The organism is Clostridium fessum (assembly GCF_003024715.1).
In the GTDB taxonomy this organism is placed as follows: Bacteria; Bacillota; Clostridia; order Lachnospirales; family Lachnospiraceae; genus Otoolea; species Otoolea fessa.
In genome coordinates this window covers 349,203-372,548 of sequence record NZ_PYLO01000001.1, presented here as the reverse complement: position 1 = coordinate 372,548, position 23,346 = coordinate 349,203, and the positions used below count along the sequence as shown (strand labels likewise).

Below are 23,346 nucleotides of genomic sequence, written 5' to 3'. Positions count from 1 at the left end.
TACCGAACAAAGAAAGAACGAATGAGCGCGAAGAAAAAGTCTTTAGAATCACGATTATAAATGGATATACAGAGCAATAGACAAAAACAGGAGGAAAACGATTGGATTACCGAGAACTGCCGGAAGAATTTCTTGAAAAAATGAAACAATTTCTGGGGGAGGAATACCCGGAGTATCTGGCTTCGTATGAGGAAGAGCCGCGTTCAGGGCTGCGCGTCAACACGGGCAGGCTGACACCGGAACAGTTTTTAGAGATGGCACAGACGGCGGACTGGAATTTGAAACCAGTGCCGTGGACGAAGAACGGTTTTTATTATCAGGGCGAACGCCCATCCAGGCATCCGTGGTACTACGCGGGACTCTACTATTTGCAGGAACCGAGTGCGATGTCACCGGCGGCATGGCTGCCGATCAAGCCGGGCGACCGGGTTCTGGATTTGTGCGCGGCACCGGGCGGTAAAAGTACGGAACTGGCGGCGAAATTAGCCGGTACAGGTGTCCTGTTTTCCAATGATATCAGCAATTCGCGCGCAAAAGCGCTTCTTAAAAATCTGGAAATGTTCGGAGCGGGAAATATCTGTGTAACGAGCGAGGCACCGGAAAAAATGGCTGGCATCCTGCCGGAGTTTTTTGATAAGATTCTGGTCGATGCGCCGTGCTCCGGCGAAGGTATGTTCCGCCGCGATCCGTCGATGGTAAAGAGCTGGAACGAAAAAGGTCCCGATTATTATGCGCCGCTGCAGCGCCAGATTCTCGACTGTGCCGTGCAGATGCTTGCGCCGGGCGGGAAACTGGTTTATTCGACTTGTACCTTTGACAGGGGCGAGGACGAGGGAACGATCGAGTATATTCTGGAGAAATATCCTCAGATGGCGGTCGTGCCGCAGAAACCGGAATATGGCTTTGAGGGAAGCCGTGGCATTGAGGGCTGTCTGAGATTGTTTCCGCACCGTCTGGAGGGCGAAGGACATTTTGTTGCGCTGTTGGAGAAGCGGACGGAGAAACCAGACGCAAATGTCAAGGATTTGGAAAATGCCGGTGAGAAAGCATTGAGCGATCCACTTTTGGTAGAGGAAATAGAAGCGCGGTTGTGCCGTGTGGCGGAAGACGGTAAGTCCAGACAGATGGCTTCCGGAAAAGCGAAAGGGAAAATGTTTGGAAAGGGAAAAAACGTGGCGCAAAACCAGACCGCCGAGGATTTTTCCCCCCTGTTTGAGCTTCTGCGCCAGCTTCCGGTAAGAACCTGGAATCCGGAGCAATTCTACCGTGACGGCGAGCGCATCTATTACCTCCCGGCAGCGCTGGCAGGCGACAATACACGTTATTTTAAGCCGCTCCGCTGTCTGCGTACCGGACTTCTGCTCGGAGAACTGAAAAAAGGGCGGTTTGAACCATCCCAGGCGCTGGCAATGAACCTGCGGATGCAGGAATTTGTAAATTACTTAAATTTTAATGCCTCGGATGAGCGCACGATCCGCTATTTAAAGGGCGAGACATTGACAGCCGCAGAGGAAGAGGCAGCAGATGGTCTTGTACTAATCTGTGTGGATGGATTTCCGCTTGGCTGGGCGCAGAAACGGGGCGGTCAGCTTAAAAATAAATACAATCCCGGATGGAGGTGGCAGTGATGGGACAGGGTAAAAGTATACGTTTAGACCGTTTCCTGGCAGAGATGAAGCAGGGAACGCGCAGTCAGGTAAAAGAGATGATCCGCAAAGGGCGGGTTCTGGTCGATGGAACCGTCTGCCGCGAGTCTGACCGGAAAATATTCCCGGACGAAACCCGGGTTACACTGGATGGACAGCCGGTTGGCTGGGCAGACACGGAATATTATATGTTAAATAAACCGCAGGGCGTCGTTTCCGCAACGGAAGACGGGCGCTATCAGACTGTCATTGACCTTATTGATGAAGCAAAGCGAAAAGACCTCTTCCCGGTCGGACGCCTCGATATTGATACGGAAGGACTGCTTCTCATCACAAACGACGGTGCGCTGGCGCATGAGCTTCTGGCACCGAAAAAACACGTGGATAAGGTCTATTTTGCACGCGTAAAGGGAACACTGAAAGAAGGAATCGAAGCGCGCTTTCAGGCAGGACTGACGCTGAAGGATGGCACACCGGTACGGCCGGCAGAGCTTGTGATCGAGAAAAAATGGAACGACGCAGGAGAAGACCTCTGCGAGGCGCGCCTGACCATCCATGAAGGAAAATTTCATCAGGTAAAGCGGATGTTTGAGGCAGAGGGCGGCGAAGTCATTTACCTGAAACGCCTTTCGATGGGACCGCTTGCCCTGGATGAGGCACTGGCGACGGGAGAGTACCGGGCGCTGACGGAAGATGAAATTAGAGCGTTAATAGAAAGAACGCTAACCTCACAAAATTGTGTATCGAATGACGAAAATTTGTCAGACACCCAAAATAACACACCTCCTGAAATCAACTGGAACACAGTAGACGCCGTCCTCTTCGATCTCGACGGCACCCTGGTCGATTCCATGTGGATGTGGAAAGCGATCGATGTGGAATTTTTAAAGCGTTACGGCTATGACTGTCCGGAAGATCTTGAGAAGGTGATCGAGGGCATGAGCTTTTCCGAGACAGCAATCTATTTTAAAGATCGCTTCCAGCTGCCGATGACCCTGGATGAGATAAAGGCCATCTGGATTGAAATGTCGATCGATAAATACCGCCATGAGGTACCGCTGAAATCGGGTGTTGCGGAATTTCTTTCATTTTTAAAGAAAAAAGGAATCCGCATGGGAATTGCGACGAGCAATGCACAGGATATGGTAGCAGCTGTGCTGGATTCTCTGGAAATCCGTTCCTATTTCGGTGTGGTGGCAACTGCCTGTGAGGTGGCGGCAGGAAAACCGGCGCCGGATATCTATCTGAAGGTGGCGGCGGATCTGGGCGTACAGCCGGAAAAATGTTTGGTATTTGAGGATGTCCCGGCGGGGATTCTGGCTGGAAAACGGGCTGGTATGCGCGTCGGCGCGGTCGAGGACGTATTTTCACTTTCCATGATCGAAGAAAAGAAAGAATTAGCTGATTTTTATATCCGGGACTACCGGGAACTGATACAGGGGGCAAGATAAAATGATACATGATTTTTTACCGATCTGCAGGGCGGATATGGACAAGCGCGGCTGGGAGAGCTGCGATTTTGTCTACGTGTGCGGGGATGCGTATGTCGATCATCCGTCGTTCGGCCACGCGATCATCAGCCGTATACTCGAAGCGCACGGCTATAAAGTAGGCATCATCGCCCAGCCGGACTGGAAGAATCCGGAATCCATTCAGATTCTGGGCGAACCGCGTCTCGGATGGCTTGTGAGCGCCGGAAATATGGACTCGATGGTAAACCATTATTCGGTTTCGAAAAAGCGCCGCGCAAAGGATTCCTACACACCGGGCGGCGAGATGGGAAAACGTCCGGATTATGCGACGATCGTCTATTCTAATCTGATCCGCACCTGGTCGAAAAAGCCGATCATTCTCGGCGGTATCGAAGCCAGCCTGCGGCGTCTGGCACATTATGATTACTGGTCCGGAAAAATGAAACGGTCCATTCTGCTGGATTCCCAGGCAGATCTGATTTCCTACGGAATGGGCGAGCGCTCGATCGTGGAGATCGCGGATGCACTGGCCAGCGGCATCGAGGCAAAGGATATCACCTTCATCGAGGGAACTGTTTATAAGGCGGAAAACCTGGATTCTGTTTACGACGAAATCCGTCTGCCGTCTTACCGCGAGGTTTCCTCCGATAAAAAGACGTATGCGGAGAGCTTTTACACCCAGTACAGCAACACCGATCCATTTTCGGGAAAACGCCTCGTTGAGCCGTACAGCGACCGCCTTTATGTGGTCCAGAATCCGGCGGCGAAACCACTGACCCAGGAAGAGATGGACGATGTCTACGCACTTCCATACATGAGAACCTGGCATCCGTGTTACGATGCAGCGGGTGGTATTCCAGCGATCACGGAAGTAAAATTCAGCCTGATCAGCAACCGCGGATGCTTCGGCGGATGCAGCTTCTGTGCGCTGACCTTCCATCAGGGACGCATCGTGCAGACCCGCAGCCATGAATCGATTATTCAGGAAGCAGAACTTTTGACCCAGGAACCGGATTTCAAGGGCTACATCCACGATGTCGGCGGTCCGACCGCAAACTTCCGTCACCCGGCATGCGAAAAACAGATGACCTACGGTGCCTGTCCGCACAAACAGTGCCTGTTCCCGCAGCCGTGCAAAAACATGAATGCCGATCACAGCGACTATATTTCCCTGTTAAAGAAGCTGCGGGCGATTCCGAAGGTAAAAAAAGTTTTCATCCGTTCGGGTATCCGTTTCGATTATCTGCTGGCGGAGAAAAACCGGGCATTCTTGCGGGAGCTTTGTCAGTACCATGTCAGCGGACAGCTCAAGGTAGCGCCGGAACATATATCGGATAATGTATTAAAACGGATGGGAAAACCGGAGAATAAGGTTTATCGCCAGTTCATGAAGGAATATGCAGCGATGAATGACTCGCTGGGAATGAAGCAGTACCTCGTTCCGTACCTGATGTCCTCCCATCCAGGTTCCACGCTCAAGGAGGCGATCGAACTGGCAGAATATCTGCGCGACCTCGGCTACATGCCGGAGCAGGTGCAGGATTTCTATCCAACGCCATCCACACTGTCTACGTGTATGTATTACACGGGATATGATCCGCGCACGATGGAAAAAGTGTACGTGCCGACCAACCCGCATGAGAAAGCGATGCAGCGTGCGTTGATCCAGTACCGCAATCCGAAAAACTATGATCTGGTGCTGGAAGCACTCCGTCTGGCAGGCAGAACGGATCTGATCGGTTTTGATAAGAAATGCCTGATCCGTCCGCGGCAGATCAAAGGACGCGATTTCGCGGCTGGCGGATATAAAGGGGCGCATCATGGCAGCCAGGCGGCAAAACCGGCTGCTGCCAATCGTGCAAAAGACGACAAAAGACCGGCTGTGGGCGGTATGACCGGGCACAAACAGACCGGCGTAAATGGAAATGGACGAAATGCGGGGGGATTTGGCGGCGCTGTAGGTGGAAAGAGCAGCGGAAGCGGAAAGAAAAAAACCATCCGGAACGTGCACAAGAAGAAATAAAACGTATGTACGCTCGGAATGCAGGAACGACTCCGAGCGTACATACTTGAGACGGGAGGAATTTCTCATGAAAATTGCGATAATTACAGGTGCCTCTTCCGGCATGGGGCGCGAGGCAGCCAGACAGCTGGCGGATCGCTTTTCGGGACTTCAGGAAGTCTGGCTGATTGCCCGCCGGATGGACCGGATGCAGGAGCTGGAACGGACGCTGCCGATCCCGGCGCGGTGTTTCGCCATCGATCTGACGGATGCATCCCAGCGGGAGACGCTGGAAAACGAGCTGGCGGCGCGCAAGCCCAATGTAAAGCTTTTGGTAAATGCTTCCGGCTTTGGTAAAATCGGAACGGTCGGGAACCTGCCGCTTGACGATGAAACGGGAATGGTAGAGCTCAACTGCAAGGCGCTGTGCGCGGTCACGCATATGGTGCTTCCCTATATGAGCGAAAACAGCCGGATTCTCCAGTTCGCGTCAGCAGCCTCCTTTCTGCCGCAGCCGGGATTTGCCATCTATGCGGCAACCAAGGCATTTGTCTTAAGCTACAGCCGCGCCCTGCGGGAAGAACTCCGCCCGCGCAGAATCGGCGTGACGGCGGTCTGCCCCGGACCGGTCAAAACCGAGTTTTTCGACATTGCCGAGACAACCGGGGAGATTCCGCTTTATAAGCGTCTGGTGATGGCAGATCCGCACAAAGTTGTAAAACTTGCCATCCGCGACTGTATGGCGGGAAAAAGCGTGTCGGTTTACGGCGTATGGATGAAGGCATTTTTTGTGCTCTGCAAGGTAGTTCCGCATGAATGGATTCTGCGCGCGATGCAGGCGTTAAACCATTAAATCAGACAAAAAGCTAGTATCATTCAATAAAAACATGATAGAAAGGATTTTTACACCGTGAAAAAGATAAAAAAAGGCGATTATGGCTACCGCAATCATTTCAAGCGGAAACAGCTTTTTATCATCGCACTTCTGGCATTATTTATCATCGCACAGCTGGTTGGGCGGTCTTTTACAGACAATGATTCCGTCAAAAAAATTCTGACGGTCATGGCGATCGTCACGGTACTTCCGGCGGCGAATCTCGCTTCCCCGCTGATTGCCATTTTCAAATACCATACGCCGGAGCAGGCGTTTCATGAGGCATATATGCCGTATGAGGAAAAATTTGAAGTTCTCTATGATCTGGTTCTGACGACACCGGAAGATGTGATTCCGTCCGATGTGACCGTCGTTCACCCGACCGGCATCTATGTGTACTGCATTAATCCAAAGCTGAATGTAAAGCGCGCGGAGGCAGGTTTAAATGAACTGTTAAAGGCTAACAAACTGGATCCGAACCTGAAAATCGTGACCTCACGCAGCACCTTTGACAAGCGGATTCACAGCCTGAAACCGGCGTCAGAGTATGAGGACGATGGAACTGTAGAGTACGGCGTGCGCGTAATAAAAGGATTATCGATGTAAAAAAGGGAGGCGGCAGCCATGCGGATGCTGACAGTATCTAAAAATGAGGCGGGGCAGCGCCTGGACAAGCTGCTGGCAAAATATCTGAATCTGGCGGGAAAAAGCTTCATTTATAAAATGATGCGGAAGAAAAACATTACCCTGAATGGAAAAAAATGCGACGGTTCCGAACATCTGACCGAGGGCGATGAGATCAAGCTGTTTCTGGCAGAGGAGACGATCGAGAAATTTTCGGAAGTGAAGATTCAGAAGGTTCAAAAGAAAAAGCTCGATATCGTCTACGAGGACGAACATATTTTACTGATCAATAAGCCATCTGGAATGCTGTCCCAGAAAGCGAAAGAGACGGATGAATCGTTGGTTGAATACCTGATTGACTATCTGCTGGATTCCGGCAAATTAAAGAAAGAGGACCTGGCGTGCTTCCGTCCGTCCGTCTGCAACCGCCTCGACCGCAACACAAGCGGCATCGTGGCAGCTGGACGTTCCCTGCCGGGACTGCAGATCATGTCCGAAGTCATCAAGGATCGGAGTCTGGGAAAATATTATGTCTGCGTCGTGCGGGGAATCGTAAAAGGTGAAGCTCGCATCGAGGGATGGCTGACGAAAAATGAAAAGACGAATCAGGTGTCGATCCGAAAAGAGGAGACCCCTGGAAGTCTGCCGATCCGGACTGCATACAGACCGCTGGTATCTGGAAATGGATATACCTTTCTGGAGGTTCATCTGATCACCGGACGCTCCCACCAGATCCGCGCCCACCTGGCTTCCATCGGACACCCGATCGCCGGGGATCCGAAGTACGGCGATCCCCGGGTCAATGAGGAAGTGAAGAAACGCTTCGGCGTCCGTTCGCAGATGCTTCATGCGTGGCGGCTGGTAATGCCGGAAACGATCTCCGAGCCGCTTTCATATCTGGCGGGCAAAGAATTTACCGCGCCTATGCCGGCGGAGATGAAACGGATGGAAGAGATGATGAAATCAGCTCCAAAACGCCCAGCCAATCATCGCCTGTAAATTTTAAATTGTGCGAAAAATCAAAAAAATAAGTGGAGGAGCAACAACATGGGGACTTGGAACAGCCGGGGACTTCGTGGTTCAACCCTGGAGGATATGATAAACCACACAAACGATCTTTACCGTGAGAAAAAGCTGGCATTGATCCAGAAAATCCCGACGCCGATCACACCCGTTTCGATCGATAAAACCAGCCGCCATATCACGCTGGCGTATTTCGACCAGAAGAGTACCGTCGATTACATCGGCGCGATTCAGGGCGTCCCGGTCTGCTTTGATGCGAAAGAATGCGCGGCAGATACATTTCCACTGCAGAACGTCCATCCGCATCAGGTCGCATTTATGCGGGAATTTGAAGAGCAGGGCGGGATTGCTTTCTTAATTATATATTTTTCACAGAGGGATGAACTTTACTACCTGCCATTTTTCCATCTGGACGCATACTGGGAGCGGATGCAGCAGGGCGGACGAAAGAGTTTTACATATGAGGAAATGGATAAAACGTGGCGCATCAAAAGCCACCGGGATATATTAGTCCATTATCTGGAACCGCTGAGCCGGGATTTAGGAGAAAGAGAGGATGATTTTTCATGACAACAGCCGTAGAACGTTTTTTGAAATATGTATCATATGATACGCAGTCAGACGAGGCATATGACACCTGCCCGAGCACAAAAAAACAGCTTCTGTTAGCCAATGAGCTGAAACGCGAGCTGGAAGAAATGGGTGCATCCGATGTGCGGATGAGCAAGTACGGATACTTGTTTGCACGCATTCCGGATAATACTGACAGTACCTCTGCACCGCAAGAAGCGGAAGCTTCTTTTAGCACTGCGTCTGCTCACGGTGCATCCGACGTTGGGCAGAAAGCTACCATCCCGGCACTTGGCTTCATTTCCCACATAGACACCGCGCCGTCCTTAACCGGAACAAACGTAAAGCCGCGCATCGTCCAGGCATATGACGGCAAAGATATCGTATTAAATGCAGAAAAACAAATTGTCATGAAAGTTTCAGAATTTCCGTTTTTAGCCGACTTAAAAGGTCAGGATCTGATCGTAACTGACGGAACCACGCTTCTGGGCGCCGACGACAAGGCAGGCGTGGCGGAGATCATGACGATGGCAGAATATTTCCTGAGCCACCCGGAGATCCCGCACGGCGAGATCTGCATTGGATTTACGCCGGACGAGGAGATCGGACGCGGCGCGGATCGTTTCGATGTGAAAGACTTCGGTGCAGCGGTTGCTTATACGGTAGACGGCGGTCCGATCGGCGAGATCGAATATGAAAATTTCAACGCCGCTTCCGGCAAAGTCCGGATTCAGGGAGCCAGCATCCATCCGGGAGATGCGAAGCTCAAGATGAAAAATGCCATTCTCATCGGCATGGAATTTCAGAGCCTGCTGCCGGTCTTTGAAAATCCGATGTACACAGAAGGTTATGAGGGATTCTATCACCTGGATGAAATGAGCGGAAATGTAGAAGAGGCGCAGTTAAATTATATCATCCGCGATCACGACCATGAAAAATTTGAACAGAAAAAGAAATTTTTCGCCGAAGCCGCCGATTTCCTGAACCGCAAATACGGTAAGGGCACCGTGATCGCCGAAGTAACGGACAGCTACTACAACATGAAAGAAAAAATTGAGCCGTGCATGTACCTGATCGATACCGCCAAAGAGGCGATGACAGCCTGCGGCATCGAGCCGGAGGTCGTTCCGATCCGCGGCGGCACCGACGGCGCCCGCCTCTCCTACATGGGGCTCCCGTGCCCGAACCTCTGCACCGGCGGGTATAACTATCATGGAAAATATGAATTTATTCCGGTGGATTCGCTTCAGAAGACGGCGGAGATACTGGTGGAGATTGGAAAGCAGTTTGCAGCTCTGGCTGAGTGAAATAAATAGTAAAAGGAGATCCTCACCATTCTTTCTGGTAAATACTGAAAAATGAAGTTGATCAGGACTTCCAGCTTTTTTTCTGCTTATTTTACAGAGGCAAAAGGGTTGAACAGTTTGGTGGTACTTATGAGGACTTGGAAAAAGCAGCTTTATCCGTAACACTGGTTTGAAATTTTCTCCCAAATTCAAGAAAAAACCATTGACAGATCCATATTCCGATGCTAGAATATCTAAGTGTGCCGCACAGCGAGGCTAAAAGTGCGCAAGCCGCCATAGCTGGCGAGTAATGATAATAGGAGGTGCCATCAGATGTACGCGATTATTGCAACAGGTGGTAAGCAGTATAAGGTTGCCGAGGGCGATGTAATCAAAGTTGAGAGACTCGGTGCTGCTGCAGGTGAAGCTGTTACTTTCGATCAGGTTCTGGCTGTTAACAACGGTGAGATGAAGATCGGATGCCCGACTGTAGAGGGTGCTACTGTATCCGCAACAGTTGTTAAAGAAGGCAAAGGCAAAAAAGTTATCGTTTACAAGTATAAGAGAAAAACTGGCTACCATAAGAAAAATGGTCACAGACAGCTCTTTACAGAAGTTAAGATCGAAAAGATCAACGCTTAATTGAAATGATTCAAGTAGACGTATACTCCGATTCCAAAGGATGTACCACGGGAGTGGAAGTAAAGGGACATGCTGGATATGATGAGTACGGCAAAGATATTGTCTGTGCGGCTGTATCCGTTCTGACTGTCAATATGGCTAATTCGGTGGAAAAATTTACCGATGACGGTTTTAAGGGCAGTGTGGATGAAAAGACAGGTCAGTTTATTTTTCATTTTACCGGTACTGTAAGTGCGGAATCAAAACTCCTGATGGATTCGCTGATACTTGGACTTACCGATATCGCGGAGAGTTATGGAGATAAATACATTAAAATTCGATTCAGGGAGGTGTAACGCATGTTTAAAATGAACCTTCAGTTATTCGCTCATAAAAAAGGTGTTGGTTCCACAAAGAACGGTCGTGATTCTGAGTCTAAGAGACTTGGTGCGAAGAGAGCAGACGGACAGTTCGTATTAGCTGGCAACATTCTTTACAGACAGCGCGGAACCAAGATTCATCCAGGTGTGAACGTAGGACGCGGTGGAGATGATACATTATTCGCTATGGTTGACGGCGTCGTAAAGTTTGAAAGAAAGGGCAGAGACAAAAAGCAGGTTTCTGTTTACCCGAGAACAATTAACGAATAATTATAAAGAAGCTCCATACGGATTGTATGGAGCTTTTTTCAGATCAGAAGGAGGTATTTATGTTTGCCGACAGTGCAAAAATTTATATCAGATCCGGAAAAGGCGGCGACGGTCATGTCAGCTTCCGCCGGGAACTTTTCGTAGCTGCTGGCGGTCCGGACGGCGGCGATGGCGGTCGCGGCGGCGATGTCATTTTTGAAGTGGACGACGGACTGAATACCCTGACCGATTTCCGTCATGTCCGCAAATATGTGGCTGGCGACGGAGAGCAGGGCGGAAAGCGCCGCTGTCACGGAGCAGACGGCGAGGATCTGATTGTCAAGGTTCCGGAAGGAACCGTTATCAAGGATTTTGAATCCGGTAAGGTAATCGCGGATATGTCCGGCGAGAACCGCCGAGAAGTGATTTTAAAAGGTGGCAAGGGCGGTCTTGGAAATATGCACTTTGCGACCTCGACGATGCAGGTTCCGAAGTATGCACAGCCGGGACAGCCGGCACAGGAACTCTGGGTACAGCTGGAATTAAAGGTAATCGCAGATGTTGGTCTGGTTGGTTTCCCGAACGTCGGTAAATCGACCTTGCTTTCACGCGTTTCCAATGCACGTCCGAAGATTGCCAATTACCATTTCACGACGCTGAACCCGCATCTTGGCGTGGTTGATCTGCAGGATGGACAAGGCTTTGTCATGGCAGATATTCCGGGGCTCATCGAGGGTGCTTCCCAGGGAATCGGTCTGGGACATGATTTCCTGCGCCATATCGAGAGAACCAAGGTTCTCGTTCATGTTGTGGATGCGGCATCCGTCGAGGGACGTGATCCGGTTGAAGATATCCGTACCATCAATGCGGAGTTAAAAGCATATAATCCGTCGCTTTTAGAGCGTCCGCAGGTGATTGCTGCCAACAAGGTAGATTCGATTTACAATACTGGCGAAGAGGACTGGGAAGACCCGGTAGAGCGCTTAAAACGCGAATTTGAGCCGGAAGGCATCCAGGTATTTGCCATTTCTGCAGTTACCGGGCAGGGTGTAAAAGAGCTCCTTTACCATGTAAATGATCTGCTGAAAACGGTTGACCGCAAGCCAGTTATTTTCGAAAAAGAATTTGAATACCAGTATCAGGGCGAGAATCTTCCGTATACCGTGGAACGCAATGAAGATGGTATTTATGTGGTAGAAGGACCGAAGATCGAGAAGATGCTCGGTTACACAAACCTTGATTCTGAGAAGGGCTTCCAGTTCTTCCAGAAATTCTTAAAGGACAGCGGTATTCTGGCTGAGCTGGAAGAAGCTGGCATCGAAGAGGGCGATACAGTTCGTATGTATGGTCTTGAATTTGATTACTATAAATAATTGACATTTACGTAACTGTTCAGTACCTTCACAGTCACGCGCAAAAATCCATTAAAAATTGCCTACGGCAATGGGATTTTTGCCTGCTGGTCCATGTTTTCGTACGGTCAGCGCAGTAAATGCGCAGACCTACTGAATAGTTACACATTTACAATATTTCAAACTCAGAAATCCACACTGGATCTGAGTTTGAATTTTAACAGGAGATAGATTTTATGACAAGCAAACAGAGAGCTTATTTAAAAGGTCTCGCGATGACCATGGATCCGATCTTCCAGATCGGCAAATCCAGCCTGACGCCAGAACTGACCGCTGCTGTGGCAGAGGCGCTGGAGGCCCGCGAGTTAATTAAACTGAATATTCTGAAGAACTGCGTCGATGACGGCAATGAGCTGGCAGCCGTTCTGGCTGAGCGTACCCACGCACAGGTAGTACAGGTAATCGGCAAGAAAATTGTTCTTTATAAAGAGGCAAAGGACGAGAAAAAACGTAAGATCGTTCTGCCAAAATAAAGGGGCTGCATTCTGCGAATGAATCTCTGACAGAAAGGATACGGATGACGATGAAAAAGATCGGTATTATGGGGGGAACATTTGACCCGATCCATAATGGACATATCATGTTGGGAAGACAGGCGTATGAAGAATATGATCTTGACTGCATCTGGTATATGCCCTCCAGGATCCCGCCGCATAAAAAGGATCATACGATCACAGCGGCAAAGGACCGTTTGGCAATGACTGCAGCTGCGATCGCGCCGTATCCTTATTTTAAGCTGTCTGATTTTGAACTTCGCAGAATCGGCGGAAATACCTACACAGCAGACACGCTTCGCTTATTGAAAGAAGAATATCCGGATGTTGAATTTTTCTTTATCGCGGGCGCAGACTCAATTATGGACATTGAAAAATGGTATCATCCCGAATATGTTCTTCCAGCCGTCACATTTTTGGCGGCAGCAAGAGAGCATGAGGAGGCGGATCGTTCGCTGGATGAGCAGATTTCCTATTTAAACCAGAAATATCAGGCGCATATTCTGCGTCTTCACTGCCGTGAAATGGATGTCGCTTCGGCGGAGATCCGCGCGGCTTTCCGGGCAGGACACGCAGCAGACGTTCGTTCCCTGGTGCCGAAGGAAGTCTGTCAATATATCGAACAGCACGGCTTGTATCAGGAGGTAAATGTGTAATGGACGAAAGAATTACAGAGATACGGAAGCATTTGAAAAAGAAATTGAACCCGATGCGCTATGAACATACGCTGGGTGTTTCATACACATGCATGGCTCTGGCTATGCGTTACAGTGCCAATCTGGATCAGGCGGAGATGGCTGGACTTCTCCACGACTGTGCAAAGCGCTATGATGATGCGACTATCATCTGCAAATGCCAGGAGCATGGCATTGAACTGACTGAAGGTGAACTGCGGGCTCCGGCTGTGATTCATGCAAAATTAGGCGCATGGATGGCAGAACACAAGTATGGTATTACCGATCCAGAGGTCTTATCTGCAATCGCCTGCCATACGACCGGAAAACCGGCGATGTCCCTGTTAGACAAGATCCTGTACGTAGCCGATTACATCGAACCGCGCCGTGATAAGGCGCCAAATCTGCCGAAGCTCCGCCGTCTTGCATTTGAAGATCTGGACGAAGCGCTGTATCAGATTCTGGACAGCACCCGCAATTATTTAAAGGAAACGGGCACGGCAGAGGATGATACAACCGAACAGACCTGGGAATACTATCATGAACGTCATGTTCATCAATAGACACATTAACAGGATTTAAATAAAATAATGAGGAGGATAATCCCCGTGGAAGCAAAAGAACTGACCAAACTTGCCGTAAAGGCGCTGGAAGATAAAAAAGGCGAAGATATTCGCGTCATTGATATTCATGGAGTATCTGTACTGGCTGATTACTTTGTCATCGCAGACGGAAGCAACGCCAGCCAGGTAAAGGCAATGGCAGATAATGTAGAGGAAGAACTCGGCAAAGCCGGTCATGAGTGCCGTCAGATCGAGGGCTATCAGACTGCCGGATGGATCCTGATGGATTACGGCGATCTGATCGTACACATTTTCTCCCGCGATGACAGACTGTTTTATGATCTGGAGCGCATCTGGAGAGACGGAAAAGTAGTTGAGAATGTGGAGGAATTGTAATAGATTTTTGTTTCATTCCTTTTATATCACGAACAGAAAGGGAAAAACCTGCAAATGGTTTTTCCCTTTTATCGCGAATAAGAGAGAAAAACTTGAAATCTGTGTTTTCCCATCTATCGCGAACAAGGCTGATAAAGTGTTTTCCTTTCAACTCAAAACTTACTTTTTAAAAGCGCTCCATTTTGTAAATTTCAAAAATAGTGAAATAAAACGAGTTACAAGGTTGGAATACGCTAATTGCAACGAACGCAATTTGTTTATTGAGAAGTGTTGTATCAAAGCAATAAGTATATATATTGATATTTTTTTAAAAGATCATATAATAGTGGTAGGAAAAACCCTACATTCCCTACTGCTATAGTATGATTGGTACTGGTGGGTCTGTCCTTTCCGTGGTAGAATATTTACGTTATCAAGAAACACGGTCCTGAATCATGGAGGTGCAAAGTATGGAACCAATGTATTTGTCAATCCAGCCGGAAGAGACAGGGGAACGCATAAGAAGACTGCTTTTGGAACAAGGGTATACGATTCGGGAAATCCAGGGAGCTTTCGGGTTTGAAAATCCGCAGGCCATTTACAAATGGCTGTCCGGTAAATCGTTACCCAGCATCGACAACTTCATTATTTTAAGTAGATTATTGCATACTACGATTGAAGATATCCTCGTCATTGACGGGGATATTCCTCGTTTATGGGGAATTTTAAACCGATGGTTGAACGACATCCGTTGCCGTATGATTTACAATCGGATCAGAAACAAATGATAGAGGAGAGGACGGTGAAACATGGAATCGGAACATAAATTTATGTTAAATGATATTCTGCGAAAGAAACGGAAAAGTAAGATGCGCAAACCGGAATATCCTGTTTTTCTTACTTACGGACCGATTCACGTTTTCCCCTTGGGATGGATAAAACGTTGGAAAGAAGATATCATCTGCATCTGTCAGAGATTGCGTTACGGATACTGCTACCGTGATGCCTGGGCGATTGACCAGTGGTTTCTTGTTATCATCCCCAATATGCTCAACGATCTACGTATCAACGGTCATGGATATCCGGGATCTTTCACAGGAACCGAAGAAGAGAATGTGCGGAAATGGAACCGGATCCTGGAACATATGGAATTTCTGTTTCGGGAGGCAAACGAGGAAACCTGTCACCGGAAAAATCCATATGAAGAAGCACATGATCAGGCAAGAGAGGCTTTCACCCGGAAATACGGGATGTTTGGTGAAAAGCTGAAAACCGAAGAAGAAAAAGAGCAGGAAAAAGATAAAGGTTATTACTGTGTGCATACCATGTCCGATGTGCCGGAATACAAGGAGATATTGGACCAATGGTTTGCAGCGGAGAAGGAACTGGCAGCATACCGAGATCGGTGTATGAAAGAAGGAATGAAGCTTTTTACCAGATATCTCTGGGATCTGTGGGACTGAGATCATTTTTATTTATATTGATAAGAACATTGTGGGAGGCGAAAATCATGCAGAAAATTACATCGGCTTATGCAAATAAGATGCTGAGAAGCCTGGAAGAAGACAAGGCATTCTGGGTAAACAAGGAATCGACATCCAGTACTTACGTGGCTGCGGTCAACGAGGAACCAGTCGTTCCGGAATATGATTACATGACTGTTGCGAATACGATTGATGAGATTGACAGGAAGATCCTTACTATCAAGCACACATTGAATCTGACCAATGCCACCGCAAAAGTGCAGGTCGGCGCTCAGGAAATGAGCATTGACGGCATCCTAATCCGGATGGCGCAGCTCAACAAGAGAAAGACGGTGCTTGACGATATGCGCAAGAGACTTCCAAAAACGCGAGTCTATGGCAACTCCTTCGGTTCTTCTGGTTCGGCACCGGAGTATAAGTATATCAACTACGATCCGGAACTGATCCGGCAGGAATATGACCGCATCTCCAATACGATCATGGAAATGCAGATTGCACTGGATCGTTATAATCAGACGGTGCTGTTTGAGGTGGATATCTAAGTAGAATTTCCGTACAGGGCATACTTCTAACAAAAAATTACGAGTGGTTACGGTTCATTGTCATCGCTTATCGGTTATTTGTTATCGGGTTATGTGTTTCGGTTCATGGAGACGGCTTTGGAAAAGCATATCATGCAGATTTTCAAATCACCCTGTAAAAAACCTGTGAGGGATCACGGTGCCAAGGTACGGTTTTCAGGCACAACGGCTGCGGAAGCAATTCCGTAGCCATTTTTCATGGTAAGAAGGATTTCGGTCTGAAAGAGTTCAAAACCTAACTCAAAACTTACTTTTTAAAATCGCTCCATTTTGGAAATTTCAAAAATAGTGTACTGAAGTGGGTTATAAACACGGAATGGATTGGGTCACAAGAATTCCAAAACCGGAATTATGATAAAGCGCTTTATGATTTCAGGCAGGAACGTCTGAGCGAAAATTTGACTCAAAACGTTATCCGCAGAAACCGCTAATTGGAAATTCGAATTCGATGATGATATAGTTGGGCAGAAAAAATCGAAAGGAGATCAGACTATGGGAAGACTTTACAAAATCAACCAGCCGTGTCCCAAGTGCCATGAGGAACATAATTGGTGGCATATTCAGCTGACGGATGAGGAACAGGCGAAGATGGATGCGTATGTGGCAGCCAGTGAGGGAAAATCATCCTTGGAGTTACTTCTGGGCGAGCCGGGAATTGTTGTTACGTGAAAGCTTAAGTGTTGTTGCTACGGTCACGTATTTGAAGTGAAACAGTACATTATTCAAGGGTATATCAGCATATGAAGCATAAAACAGCTTGTTTCTAATAGTAAATTCCAGTTTTGAAGAACTTTGCAAAACTAACGTCCATAAAAATCATGATATTTTGATTTGCCAGAATTTACTTTTGCAAGTGATTAGCTAAATCAGAACTTAAACTTGCAAACTGGAAGCTCGGATTCCAATTCAGCTCTCCTAGAAAGATCCCTTCGATTTTTCGGGGGATCTTTTTGTGACATAGAAAACCTCATCCTATGGTGAAAAAACAAAACAAAAAACAGAAAAACAAAGAAAAAGAAAGATTAGTACTTGCTTTTCCTATAAAAGGTGCTTATAATGTATGTAAATAAATCAGCTGCTAGTTAGTAGCAAAACTAATAAATACATATAAGAGGAGAAGAAGAGATGAGAAAAAAACTTGCAGTAATGATGGCTGCTATGGCCGCAACCGCGATGGTAGGGGGCTGTGGTGCAAAGGATGCAGCACCGACCGGCGCAGAGACCAAACCGGCTGAGACTTCTGTTGCTCAGGAGACAGAAGCAGCTCAGGAAGAAACCAAAGAGGCTGATGCCCATGAGGCAGAATACCTGGCAGAGTTTTTCGATGTACAGATCAAAGAAGATCCGGACAGTGCTGCTTTTTCCGCTGACCTGAAAAAGGTAGCAGGAGATGAGGCACCGGCTGTCGAGGGGGACATGACCTGGTTTTCTGCTGTGAAAGCTGCTGTGGCTGCTGCTGATTATGAAGAGCTTGCTCTTAGCTATCCGGAAGATAAGATTAAAGATCGTCTTGAACAATATGGGGTAAAGATGGATGAGACGAATGAATATGCCAGATACGTTGCTGCTGCTCTGGATACCAGCCTCATCACTTCCGAAACTGCGAAAAAAGTCGTTGCAGAAGATGCCTTTACAGCTGAGGATGAAATCAGTCTTCTGATGGCAATTGCCAATGCAAATGGAGACGCAAGAAACTACCTTGGCATGTCAAATGATCCAGACATTTACGCGAAACTGGACCAGGCATGGAATTCCTTTATCTTATTTGATGACAGCAAACTGGCAGAGATCGGAAAAGAAGCTGTACAGAACAAGGTAACCACCGGATATGGATTAAAATCTGCTGCATACAGTGCCCGCTTTTTACCGGAACTGACCTTACAGTACGGTCATTCTGATATCAAACATGTACATCAGCTGATGGGGCTTCTGAACAGCGAGAATATCACAGCAAAGGTTCAGCTTGAGCCGAAGATTAGTATTTACCAGTATCTGCCGGAGTGGGGTCCGATCCCGGAGGCTACTCCAACCTACGAAGTAAAAGAATATGAAGATCTTGCACTGGTATATGCAGTAGAATATGACCTTGAGCTTGAGTTCGACAATCTTGAGGATATGAATCGTTTTGACGAAGTAATCAAGACGTACGCAAAGAAAAATGAAGGAAATGAAGAAGCAAAGGGCCTGATCTATGCATCCTGGTGGCAGCCGCTTTATTCTTCAACCAGAACAGATATGCCGGAGACTGATTATCATCAGATCTATGATTGCGTAATCACGAACGATACGTATTCCATTCATCCATTTACCTTACCGGAAGATAAAGATGAGGTTGTTGAAAAACTGACGGAAATCTCCGACGGCCTGGAAGTTGTACCGGTTGAACGCTTCTGCAATACCGCTTTCTATAATTACCTGGAAGGTGAGGACTATCAATAACATGCATGCAATCGAACGTGCAGAATACATCTTGTCCATGCTGGAGAAGAATAAAGTAGTCATGGTGACGGATCTGAGCCGTGAAATGGGAGTTACGGAAGAAACGGTTCGAAAGGATCTGGAAAAACTGGAAAAACAGGAGAAATTAAACCGTGTTCACGGAGGTGCCTACTTAAACGAAGGTTTTGGCAATGAAACTCCCATCTCGGTTCGCAGCAAGGTGATGCAGGAAGAGAAAAAGCTTCTTGCATCTCTCTGCATGCAATGGATCCACGAAAAGAGTTCCATTTTTCTGGATTGCAGTACCACGGCTCTTCATATTGCAAAGCAATTAGCGGATTTTCCCGGCAAGCTGACCGTCATGACCAATTCTCTGGCAGTGGCAAAGGAGATTGATGCGAATCCGCAGATTCGTCTTATTTTATTTGGCGGTGAGCTGAATCGCGATCGGGAAGCGTTTGAAGGACAGACCGTACTGGAACAGATGAAAACCTGCTTTATCAATTATGCATTTGTCAGCAGTGCCGGCTGCAGTCTGGAGGCAGGTATTACAGATTCCACCCGTGAAGAAGCAGATATCCGTCGTCAGGTATTAAAGCAGGCGAAACATAAGATCCTGGTGGTGGACAATACGAAGATCGGACGCAACGAGGTGTATGTGATCGGAGAGTTGGAGCAGCTCAGTCAGGTGGTTGTGGATCATTCCATCCGAAAAACCAATCCGGACCTATGGGAATGGTTCCAGGCACATCAGATCCCTGTCCTGGAAGGGAAAGCGGAAAGAAAATCAAAAACCAAAGGAGATGAGCGATAAGATTATGACAGATTTGAAGGAACTGAAACAAAATGTGCTGATGACAGCGAAAAAGGCCTATGATGAAAAGCTGATGGCCGGAACAAGCGGCAATATCAGTGCTTACTTTCGTGAGAAGCAGTGGATCGTAATTACTCCCAGCTCCTATGATTACAGTTTGATGGCGGAAGAGGATATCGTAGTGATTGATCTGGATGGCAATCTGGTCGAAGGAAGACACAAGCCATCTTCCGAGTGGAAAATGCATGCCGAGATTTACCGTCACCTGTCCCATGCTAATGCGGTGGTGCATACACATTCTCCTTATGCAAGCAGTTTTGCGGTAAACCATCAGGAAATTCCAGTTGTACTGATTGAAATGATTCCTTTCTTAAAAGGGAAACTGGAGGTAAGTCCTTATGCACAGCAGGGAAGTGCAGAGGTTGGTCTGAATGCAGTTCCAATCCTGGAACGGAAAAATGCCTGTCTGATGGCCAATCACGGTGTCGTGGCTATCGGCGGAACATTACCGGAAGCATATACAAACAGTGTTTATGTGGAGGATGCTGCAAAGATCTATCATCTTGCACTCTGTTCAGGACATCCGGTTGTGATCAAAGAATACGAGGAGGTCTGATATGACAAAGGCGTATGAACGATTATTAAAATGCTATCAGTGCTTTAAAGACAAAATTAATTTTAAGCCAGAGGTGGCACTGGTGCTGGGATCCGGACTCGGTGATTATGCAGATACCATTCGGGTAGAAGCTGTTTTGGATTATCATGATATTGAGGGTTTTCCTGTGTCCACAGTCAGCGGACATAAGGGCAGATTTGTCTTTGGATACGTAGGAGATGTCCCGGTCGTAATCATGCAGGGACGTGTCCACTACTATGAAGGATATTCCATGGAGGATGTAGTTCTTCCCACCCGTCTCATGAAGATGATGGGGGCCCGGGTCTTGTTTCTGACCAATGCTTCCGGCAGTGTGAATTATGATTACAAAGCCGGTGATTTTATGATGATCACCGACCAGATCAGTAATTTTGTACCGTCTCCTCTCATCGGACCCAATGAGGAGATGCTGGGAGAGCGTTTCAGCGATATGTCTGAGATTTACCGTAAGGACCTTTGTGAGATCATCCGGGGTGCTGCTGCAGACCTTCAGATTCCGCTTCAGGAGGGAACCTATATCCAGCTGTCCGGTCCGAATTTTGAAACTCCCCATGAAGTAAAAATGTGCCGGATACTTGGAGGAGATGCAGTAGGAATGAGCACCGCATGCGAGGCCATAGCTGCCAATCATATGGGCATGAAGGTCTGCGGTATTTCCTGCATTTCCAATCTGGGATGCGGAATGACTGATCAGCCTTTGAGTGCGGAGGAAGTGAAGGAAACAGCTGACCGTGTTGCACCGTTATTTAAACAGCTGATTACGGAATCCATAGTTCGAATCGGTAAAATGATCTGAGTGATGAATAAAAAACAAAGGAGATGATAAAGTGGACAATCAGTCAGAAGCAATCAAAAATGTGTACTTGCATGAAGACGGCAAAGCTGTGACCATCATTGATCAGACTAAGCTTCCAACGGTTACCGAATACCTGACCCTTGGAACGGCGAAGGATCTGTATGATGCCATTTTTGAATTGAAAGTCCGGGGAGCACCGGCAATCGGAATTTGTGCGGCATTTGGAATGTATGTTCTGGCCGGAACGATTGAAACCGGGGATTACGATGAGTTTTTAAAGAAATTCAGAGAGTATAAGGATTATCTGAACTCTTCCCGTCCAACGGCAGTGAACCTGAGCTGGGCATTAAACCGCATGGAGCAGGTAGTGACAAGCCACAGCGATGCTTCTGTACCAGAGATTCTTGGATATCTGAAGAAAGAGTGCATGGATATTCAGGAAGAGGACAGCCAGATGTGCAGAGCGATTTCTGAATATGGTTTAAGCCTTATTAAGGACGGAGACGGAATTCTGACACATTGCAATGCCGGACCCTTAGCCACCTCCCGCTATGGAACTGCCTTAGGACCTCTCTTCCTTGGAAAAGAGCAGGGCATGAATTTCCATGTATTTGCAGATGAGACAAGGCCGCTTCTTCAGGGAGCAAGACTTACCTCATATGAGTTAGATCAGGCAGGAATCGATGTAACATTGATTTGTGATAACATGGCCAGCATTGTAATGAAAAACGGCTGGATCCAGGCCTGCTTCGTAGGCTGTGATCGTATCGCTGCCAACGGTGATGCGGCCAATAAGATTGGAACCAGTGGTGTTGCAATCCTTGCAAAACATTACGGAATTCCGTTCTATGTATTAGGACCGAGTTCAACCATCGATCTTGACTGTGCAACTGGCGATGATATCCAGATCGAACTTCGAAGTCCGGAAGAGATCAAAAGCAAATTTTATGAAAAACCGATGGCACCGGAGGGTGTCAAATGTTATAATCCGGCATTTGATGTAACCGATCACACGCTGATCGCCGGAATTGTAACGGAAAAAGGAATCTGCAGACCACCGTATACGGAGAGTCTTGCAAATATGTTTGGCAAAAACAAAAAATAGGAGGAAAAGATTGATGAAAAAATTATTTGGTATTGTAGCAGGTGTAGCAGTATCCGTAGCGTTAATGACAGGATGCGGTGGAAACAATAATACAGCCGAGACAAAGGAAAATACGGCTGAAACAGCAGCAGCTTCTGCTGAGAACGCTGATGGAGATTTAAAGATCGCCATCGTGACCAGTCCATCCGGTGTAGATGACGGCTCCTTTAACCAGGATAACTACAACGGTATCCTGAAATTTATCGAGTCTCATCCGGGAGCAACCGTAACTCCGGTTCGCGAGGAAACCGGTGATCCGGCTGCAGTTATTCAGGCAGTTGCTGATATCGTTGCAGACTACAATGTGATCGTATGCCCGGGCTTCCAATTCTCCGGAATCGGAACCATCGCAACCGATAACCCAGATGTAGATTTTATCCTTGTAGATACGAATCCGACCGATTCTGAGGGTAATGACATCGAATGTGATAATATTTATGCAATGACTTTCAAGGAGCAGGAAGGAGGTTTCTTCGCGGGAATGGCAGCTGCACTGGAGTCTGAAAGCAAAAAGGTAGCTGTAGTAACCGGTATTGCATACCCAAGCAATGTAAACTATCAGTACGGTTTTGAGAGTGGTGTCAATTACGCAAATGAGAAATATGATACCGGTGTTGAGATCGTAGAGATCCCATCTTACGCAGGCGTTGACGTTACCAATAAAAATGTAGGTGGAAACTATGTGGGAAGCTTTGCAGATGAAGCAACCGGTAAAGTTGTTGGAAAAGCTCTCATCGATGAGGGCTGTGATATTCTGTTCGTAGCTGCAGGCGGTTCTGGAAACGGTGTATTTACTGCTGCTAAAGAAGCTGGCAATGTAAAGGTAGTAGGCTGTGACGTAGACCAGTATGATGATGGTGCTAACGGTTCTGATAACATTATTCTGACTTCTGTACTGAAAGTTATGAGCATGAACGTAGAGAAACAATTAAATGCTATCGCAGACGGAAGTTTCCAGGGAGCAAACGCTCTGTTAGGTGCAGATTCTGATTCTGTTGGTTATGTAACAGAGGAAGGACGTCAGAGCATGTCTGAGGATACCGTGAAGAAGATGGACGAAGCATATGAACTTGTAAAAGATGGAACTATCGTTCCGGCAGCAAACTTTAACGGAATTGAGCCGGAAGATTTCCCGGGATTGAAATAATACGTTCTGTACCAGAAAATG

At 47.6% G+C, this 23,346-nt stretch carries 26 protein-coding genes; all 26 read left to right on the top strand.

The features are described 5' to 3' along the window. Positions 1-101 precede the first annotated feature (101 nt). Positions 102-1,628 carry an RsmB/NOP family class I SAM-dependent RNA methyltransferase gene (locus C7U56_RS01830; RefSeq protein WP_106999911.1) on the top strand — a complete coding sequence of 509 codons (1,527 nt, stop codon included), beginning with the start codon at positions 102-104 and terminating at the stop codon, positions 1,626-1,628. After that, complete coding sequence (locus C7U56_RS16160) at positions 1,628-3,097, top strand: pseudouridine synthase (protein ID WP_106999910.1); 1,470 nt, start codon at positions 1,628-1,630, stop codon at positions 3,095-3,097. Before C7U56_RS01830 ends, C7U56_RS16160 begins: the two co-directional genes overlap by 1 nt. A 1-nt stretch (position 3,098) precedes the next feature. Next, entirely contained in the window at positions 3,099-5,141 is a 2,043-nt protein-coding gene (locus C7U56_RS01820; protein ID WP_106999909.1) for a YgiQ family radical SAM protein, read from the top strand. 67 nt (positions 5,142-5,208) lie between these two features. Continuing rightward, a complete protein-coding gene (locus C7U56_RS01815) occupies positions 5,209-5,973 on the top strand; it encodes an SDR family NAD(P)-dependent oxidoreductase (RefSeq protein ID WP_106999908.1) in 765 nt (254 codons plus the stop codon). 57 nt (positions 5,974-6,030) lie between these two features. Further along, a complete protein-coding gene (locus C7U56_RS01810; RefSeq protein WP_022358597.1) occupies positions 6,031-6,600 on the top strand; it encodes a hypothetical protein in 570 nt (189 codons plus the stop codon). A gap of 18 nt (positions 6,601-6,618) precedes the next feature. Continuing rightward, entirely contained in the window at positions 6,619-7,617 is a 999-nt protein-coding gene (locus C7U56_RS01805; protein WP_106999907.1) for an RluA family pseudouridine synthase, read from the top strand. Between the two features lie 48 nt (positions 7,618-7,665). Next, positions 7,666-8,211, top strand: a complete 546-nt coding sequence (locus C7U56_RS01800; protein WP_022358599.1) for a Holliday junction resolvase RecU — start codon at positions 7,666-7,668, stop codon at positions 8,209-8,211. After that, the gene (gene pepT / locus C7U56_RS01795; protein WP_106999906.1) at positions 8,208-9,518 is read left to right on the top strand and encodes a peptidase T; all 1,311 of its coding nucleotides are present in this window, start codon (positions 8,208-8,210) and stop codon (positions 9,516-9,518) included. The genes C7U56_RS01800 and pepT overlap by 4 nt, the downstream gene beginning before the upstream one ends. Positions 9,519-9,830: 312 nt before the next feature. Continuing rightward, positions 9,831-10,139, top strand: coding sequence for a 50S ribosomal protein L21 (gene rplU, locus C7U56_RS01790; RefSeq protein WP_106999905.1), 309 nt, complete (start codon positions 9,831-9,833; stop codon positions 10,137-10,139). Positions 10,140-10,144: 5 nt separating this feature from the next. Next, positions 10,145-10,474: a ribosomal-processing cysteine protease Prp gene (locus C7U56_RS01785; protein WP_022359434.1), complete on the top strand. Its 330-nt coding sequence runs from the start codon at positions 10,145-10,147 to the stop codon at positions 10,472-10,474. A gap of 3 nt (positions 10,475-10,477) precedes the next feature. Further along, positions 10,478-10,768 carry a 50S ribosomal protein L27 gene (gene rpmA / locus C7U56_RS01780; protein WP_022359433.1) on the top strand — a complete coding sequence of 97 codons (291 nt, stop codon included), beginning with the start codon at positions 10,478-10,480 and terminating at the stop codon, positions 10,766-10,768. A 59-nt stretch (positions 10,769-10,827) separates the two neighbouring features. Further along, entirely contained in the window at positions 10,828-12,120 is a 1,293-nt protein-coding gene (gene obgE / locus C7U56_RS01775; protein WP_106999904.1) for a GTPase ObgE, read from the top strand. 215 nt (positions 12,121-12,335) lie between these two features. Further along, complete coding sequence (yhbY, locus tag C7U56_RS01770; protein ID WP_022359431.1) at positions 12,336-12,632, top strand: ribosome assembly RNA-binding protein YhbY; 297 nt, start codon at positions 12,336-12,338, stop codon at positions 12,630-12,632. A 50-nt stretch (positions 12,633-12,682) separates the two neighbouring features. After that, entirely contained in the window at positions 12,683-13,309 is a 627-nt protein-coding gene (gene nadD / locus C7U56_RS01765) for a nicotinate-nucleotide adenylyltransferase (protein WP_107000399.1), read from the top strand. Continuing rightward, entirely contained in the window at positions 13,309-13,890 is a 582-nt protein-coding gene (yqeK, locus tag C7U56_RS01760) for a bis(5'-nucleosyl)-tetraphosphatase (symmetrical) YqeK (RefSeq protein WP_022359429.1), read from the top strand. The genes nadD and yqeK overlap by 1 nt, the downstream gene beginning before the upstream one ends. A 27-nt stretch (positions 13,891-13,917) precedes the next feature. After that, positions 13,918-14,286: a ribosome silencing factor gene (rsfS, locus tag C7U56_RS01755; RefSeq protein WP_106999903.1), complete on the top strand. Its 369-nt coding sequence runs from the start codon at positions 13,918-13,920 to the stop codon at positions 14,284-14,286. 449 nt (positions 14,287-14,735) lie between these two features. Next, positions 14,736-15,053 (top strand): helix-turn-helix domain-containing protein, encoded by a 318-nt coding sequence (locus C7U56_RS01745; protein ID WP_106999901.1) that lies wholly within the window; start codon positions 14,736-14,738, stop codon positions 15,051-15,053. A gap of 21 nt (positions 15,054-15,074) precedes the next feature. Continuing rightward, positions 15,075-15,728 carry a hypothetical protein gene (locus C7U56_RS01740; protein ID WP_106999900.1) on the top strand — a complete coding sequence of 218 codons (654 nt, stop codon included), beginning with the start codon at positions 15,075-15,077 and terminating at the stop codon, positions 15,726-15,728. Between the two features lie 47 nt (positions 15,729-15,775). Next, positions 15,776-16,291: a hypothetical protein gene (locus tag C7U56_RS01735; protein WP_106999899.1), complete on the top strand. Its 516-nt coding sequence runs from the start codon at positions 15,776-15,778 to the stop codon at positions 16,289-16,291. A gap of 531 nt (positions 16,292-16,822) precedes the next feature. Beyond that, complete coding sequence (locus tag C7U56_RS15525) at positions 16,823-16,999, top strand: zinc ribbon domain-containing protein (RefSeq protein WP_181357143.1); 177 nt, start codon at positions 16,823-16,825, stop codon at positions 16,997-16,999. A 456-nt stretch (positions 17,000-17,455) separates the two neighbouring features. Continuing rightward, on the top strand, positions 17,456-18,769 hold the full coding sequence (locus C7U56_RS01730; RefSeq protein WP_106999898.1) for a hypothetical protein: 1,314 nt from the start codon (positions 17,456-17,458) through the stop codon (positions 18,767-18,769). A gap of 1 nt (position 18,770) precedes the next feature. Beyond that, positions 18,771-19,583 carry a DeoR/GlpR family DNA-binding transcription regulator gene (locus tag C7U56_RS01725; protein ID WP_106999897.1) on the top strand — a complete coding sequence of 271 codons (813 nt, stop codon included), beginning with the start codon at positions 18,771-18,773 and terminating at the stop codon, positions 19,581-19,583. Positions 19,584-19,587: 4 nt separating this feature from the next. Beyond that, entirely contained in the window at positions 19,588-20,199 is a 612-nt protein-coding gene (locus C7U56_RS01720; RefSeq protein WP_107000398.1) for a class II aldolase/adducin family protein, read from the top strand. 1 nt (position 20,200) lies between these two features. Continuing rightward, positions 20,201-21,034, top strand: a complete 834-nt coding sequence (locus C7U56_RS01715; protein WP_106999896.1) for a purine-nucleoside phosphorylase — start codon at positions 20,201-20,203, stop codon at positions 21,032-21,034. Between the two features lie 31 nt (positions 21,035-21,065). Next, positions 21,066-22,139 carry an S-methyl-5-thioribose-1-phosphate isomerase gene (mtnA, locus tag C7U56_RS01710; protein ID WP_233430147.1) on the top strand — a complete coding sequence of 358 codons (1,074 nt, stop codon included), beginning with the start codon at positions 21,066-21,068 and terminating at the stop codon, positions 22,137-22,139. A 13-nt stretch (positions 22,140-22,152) separates the two neighbouring features. Continuing rightward, positions 22,153-23,325 (top strand): BMP family lipoprotein, encoded by a 1,173-nt coding sequence (locus C7U56_RS01705; protein WP_106999895.1) that lies wholly within the window; start codon positions 22,153-22,155, stop codon positions 23,323-23,325. Positions 23,326-23,346 lie beyond the last annotated feature (21 nt).

What these genes read in the sequence shown, in the direction of transcription:
- C7U56_RS16160 (WP_106999910.1), top strand. Translation starts at nt 1,628, where the DNA reads ATGGGACAGGGTAAAAGTATACGTTTAGACCGTTTCCTGGCAGAGATG.
- C7U56_RS01820 (WP_106999909.1), top strand. Translation starts at nt 3,099, where the DNA reads ATGATACATGATTTTTTACCGATCTGCAGGGCGGATATGGACAAGCGC.
- C7U56_RS01815 (WP_106999908.1), top strand. Translation starts at nt 5,209, where the DNA reads ATGAAAATTGCGATAATTACAGGTGCCTCTTCCGGCATGGGGCGCGAG.
- C7U56_RS01805 (WP_106999907.1), top strand. Translation starts at nt 6,619, where the DNA reads ATGCGGATGCTGACAGTATCTAAAAATGAGGCGGGGCAGCGCCTGGAC.
- C7U56_RS01800 (WP_022358599.1), top strand. Translation starts at nt 7,666, where the DNA reads ATGGGGACTTGGAACAGCCGGGGACTTCGTGGTTCAACCCTGGAGGAT.
- pepT (WP_106999906.1), top strand. Translation starts at nt 8,208, where the DNA reads ATGACAACAGCCGTAGAACGTTTTTTGAAATATGTATCATATGATACG.
- rplU (WP_106999905.1), top strand. Translation starts at nt 9,831, where the DNA reads ATGTACGCGATTATTGCAACAGGTGGTAAGCAGTATAAGGTTGCCGAG.
- C7U56_RS01785 (WP_022359434.1), top strand. Translation starts at nt 10,145, where the DNA reads ATGATTCAAGTAGACGTATACTCCGATTCCAAAGGATGTACCACGGGA.
- rpmA (WP_022359433.1), top strand. Translation starts at nt 10,478, where the DNA reads ATGTTTAAAATGAACCTTCAGTTATTCGCTCATAAAAAAGGTGTTGGT.
- obgE (WP_106999904.1), top strand. Translation starts at nt 10,828, where the DNA reads ATGTTTGCCGACAGTGCAAAAATTTATATCAGATCCGGAAAAGGCGGC.
- yhbY (WP_022359431.1), top strand. Translation starts at nt 12,336, where the DNA reads ATGACAAGCAAACAGAGAGCTTATTTAAAAGGTCTCGCGATGACCATG.
- nadD (WP_107000399.1), top strand. Translation starts at nt 12,683, where the DNA reads ATGAAAAAGATCGGTATTATGGGGGGAACATTTGACCCGATCCATAAT.
- yqeK (WP_022359429.1), top strand. Translation starts at nt 13,309, where the DNA reads ATGGACGAAAGAATTACAGAGATACGGAAGCATTTGAAAAAGAAATTG.
- rsfS (WP_106999903.1), top strand. Translation starts at nt 13,918, where the DNA reads ATGAGGAGGATAATCCCCGTGGAAGCAAAAGAACTGACCAAACTTGCC.
- C7U56_RS01745 (WP_106999901.1), top strand. Translation starts at nt 14,736, where the DNA reads ATGGAACCAATGTATTTGTCAATCCAGCCGGAAGAGACAGGGGAACGC.
- C7U56_RS01740 (WP_106999900.1), top strand. Translation starts at nt 15,075, where the DNA reads ATGGAATCGGAACATAAATTTATGTTAAATGATATTCTGCGAAAGAAA.
- C7U56_RS01735 (WP_106999899.1), top strand. Translation starts at nt 15,776, where the DNA reads ATGCAGAAAATTACATCGGCTTATGCAAATAAGATGCTGAGAAGCCTG.
- C7U56_RS15525 (WP_181357143.1), top strand. Translation starts at nt 16,823, where the DNA reads ATGGGAAGACTTTACAAAATCAACCAGCCGTGTCCCAAGTGCCATGAG.
- C7U56_RS01730 (WP_106999898.1), top strand. Translation starts at nt 17,456, where the DNA reads ATGAGAAAAAAACTTGCAGTAATGATGGCTGCTATGGCCGCAACCGCG.
- C7U56_RS01725 (WP_106999897.1), top strand. Translation starts at nt 18,771, where the DNA reads ATGCATGCAATCGAACGTGCAGAATACATCTTGTCCATGCTGGAGAAG.
- C7U56_RS01720 (WP_107000398.1), top strand. Translation starts at nt 19,588, where the DNA reads ATGACAGATTTGAAGGAACTGAAACAAAATGTGCTGATGACAGCGAAA.
- C7U56_RS01715 (WP_106999896.1), top strand. Translation starts at nt 20,201, where the DNA reads ATGACAAAGGCGTATGAACGATTATTAAAATGCTATCAGTGCTTTAAA.
- C7U56_RS01705 (WP_106999895.1), top strand. Translation starts at nt 22,153, where the DNA reads ATGAAAAAATTATTTGGTATTGTAGCAGGTGTAGCAGTATCCGTAGCG.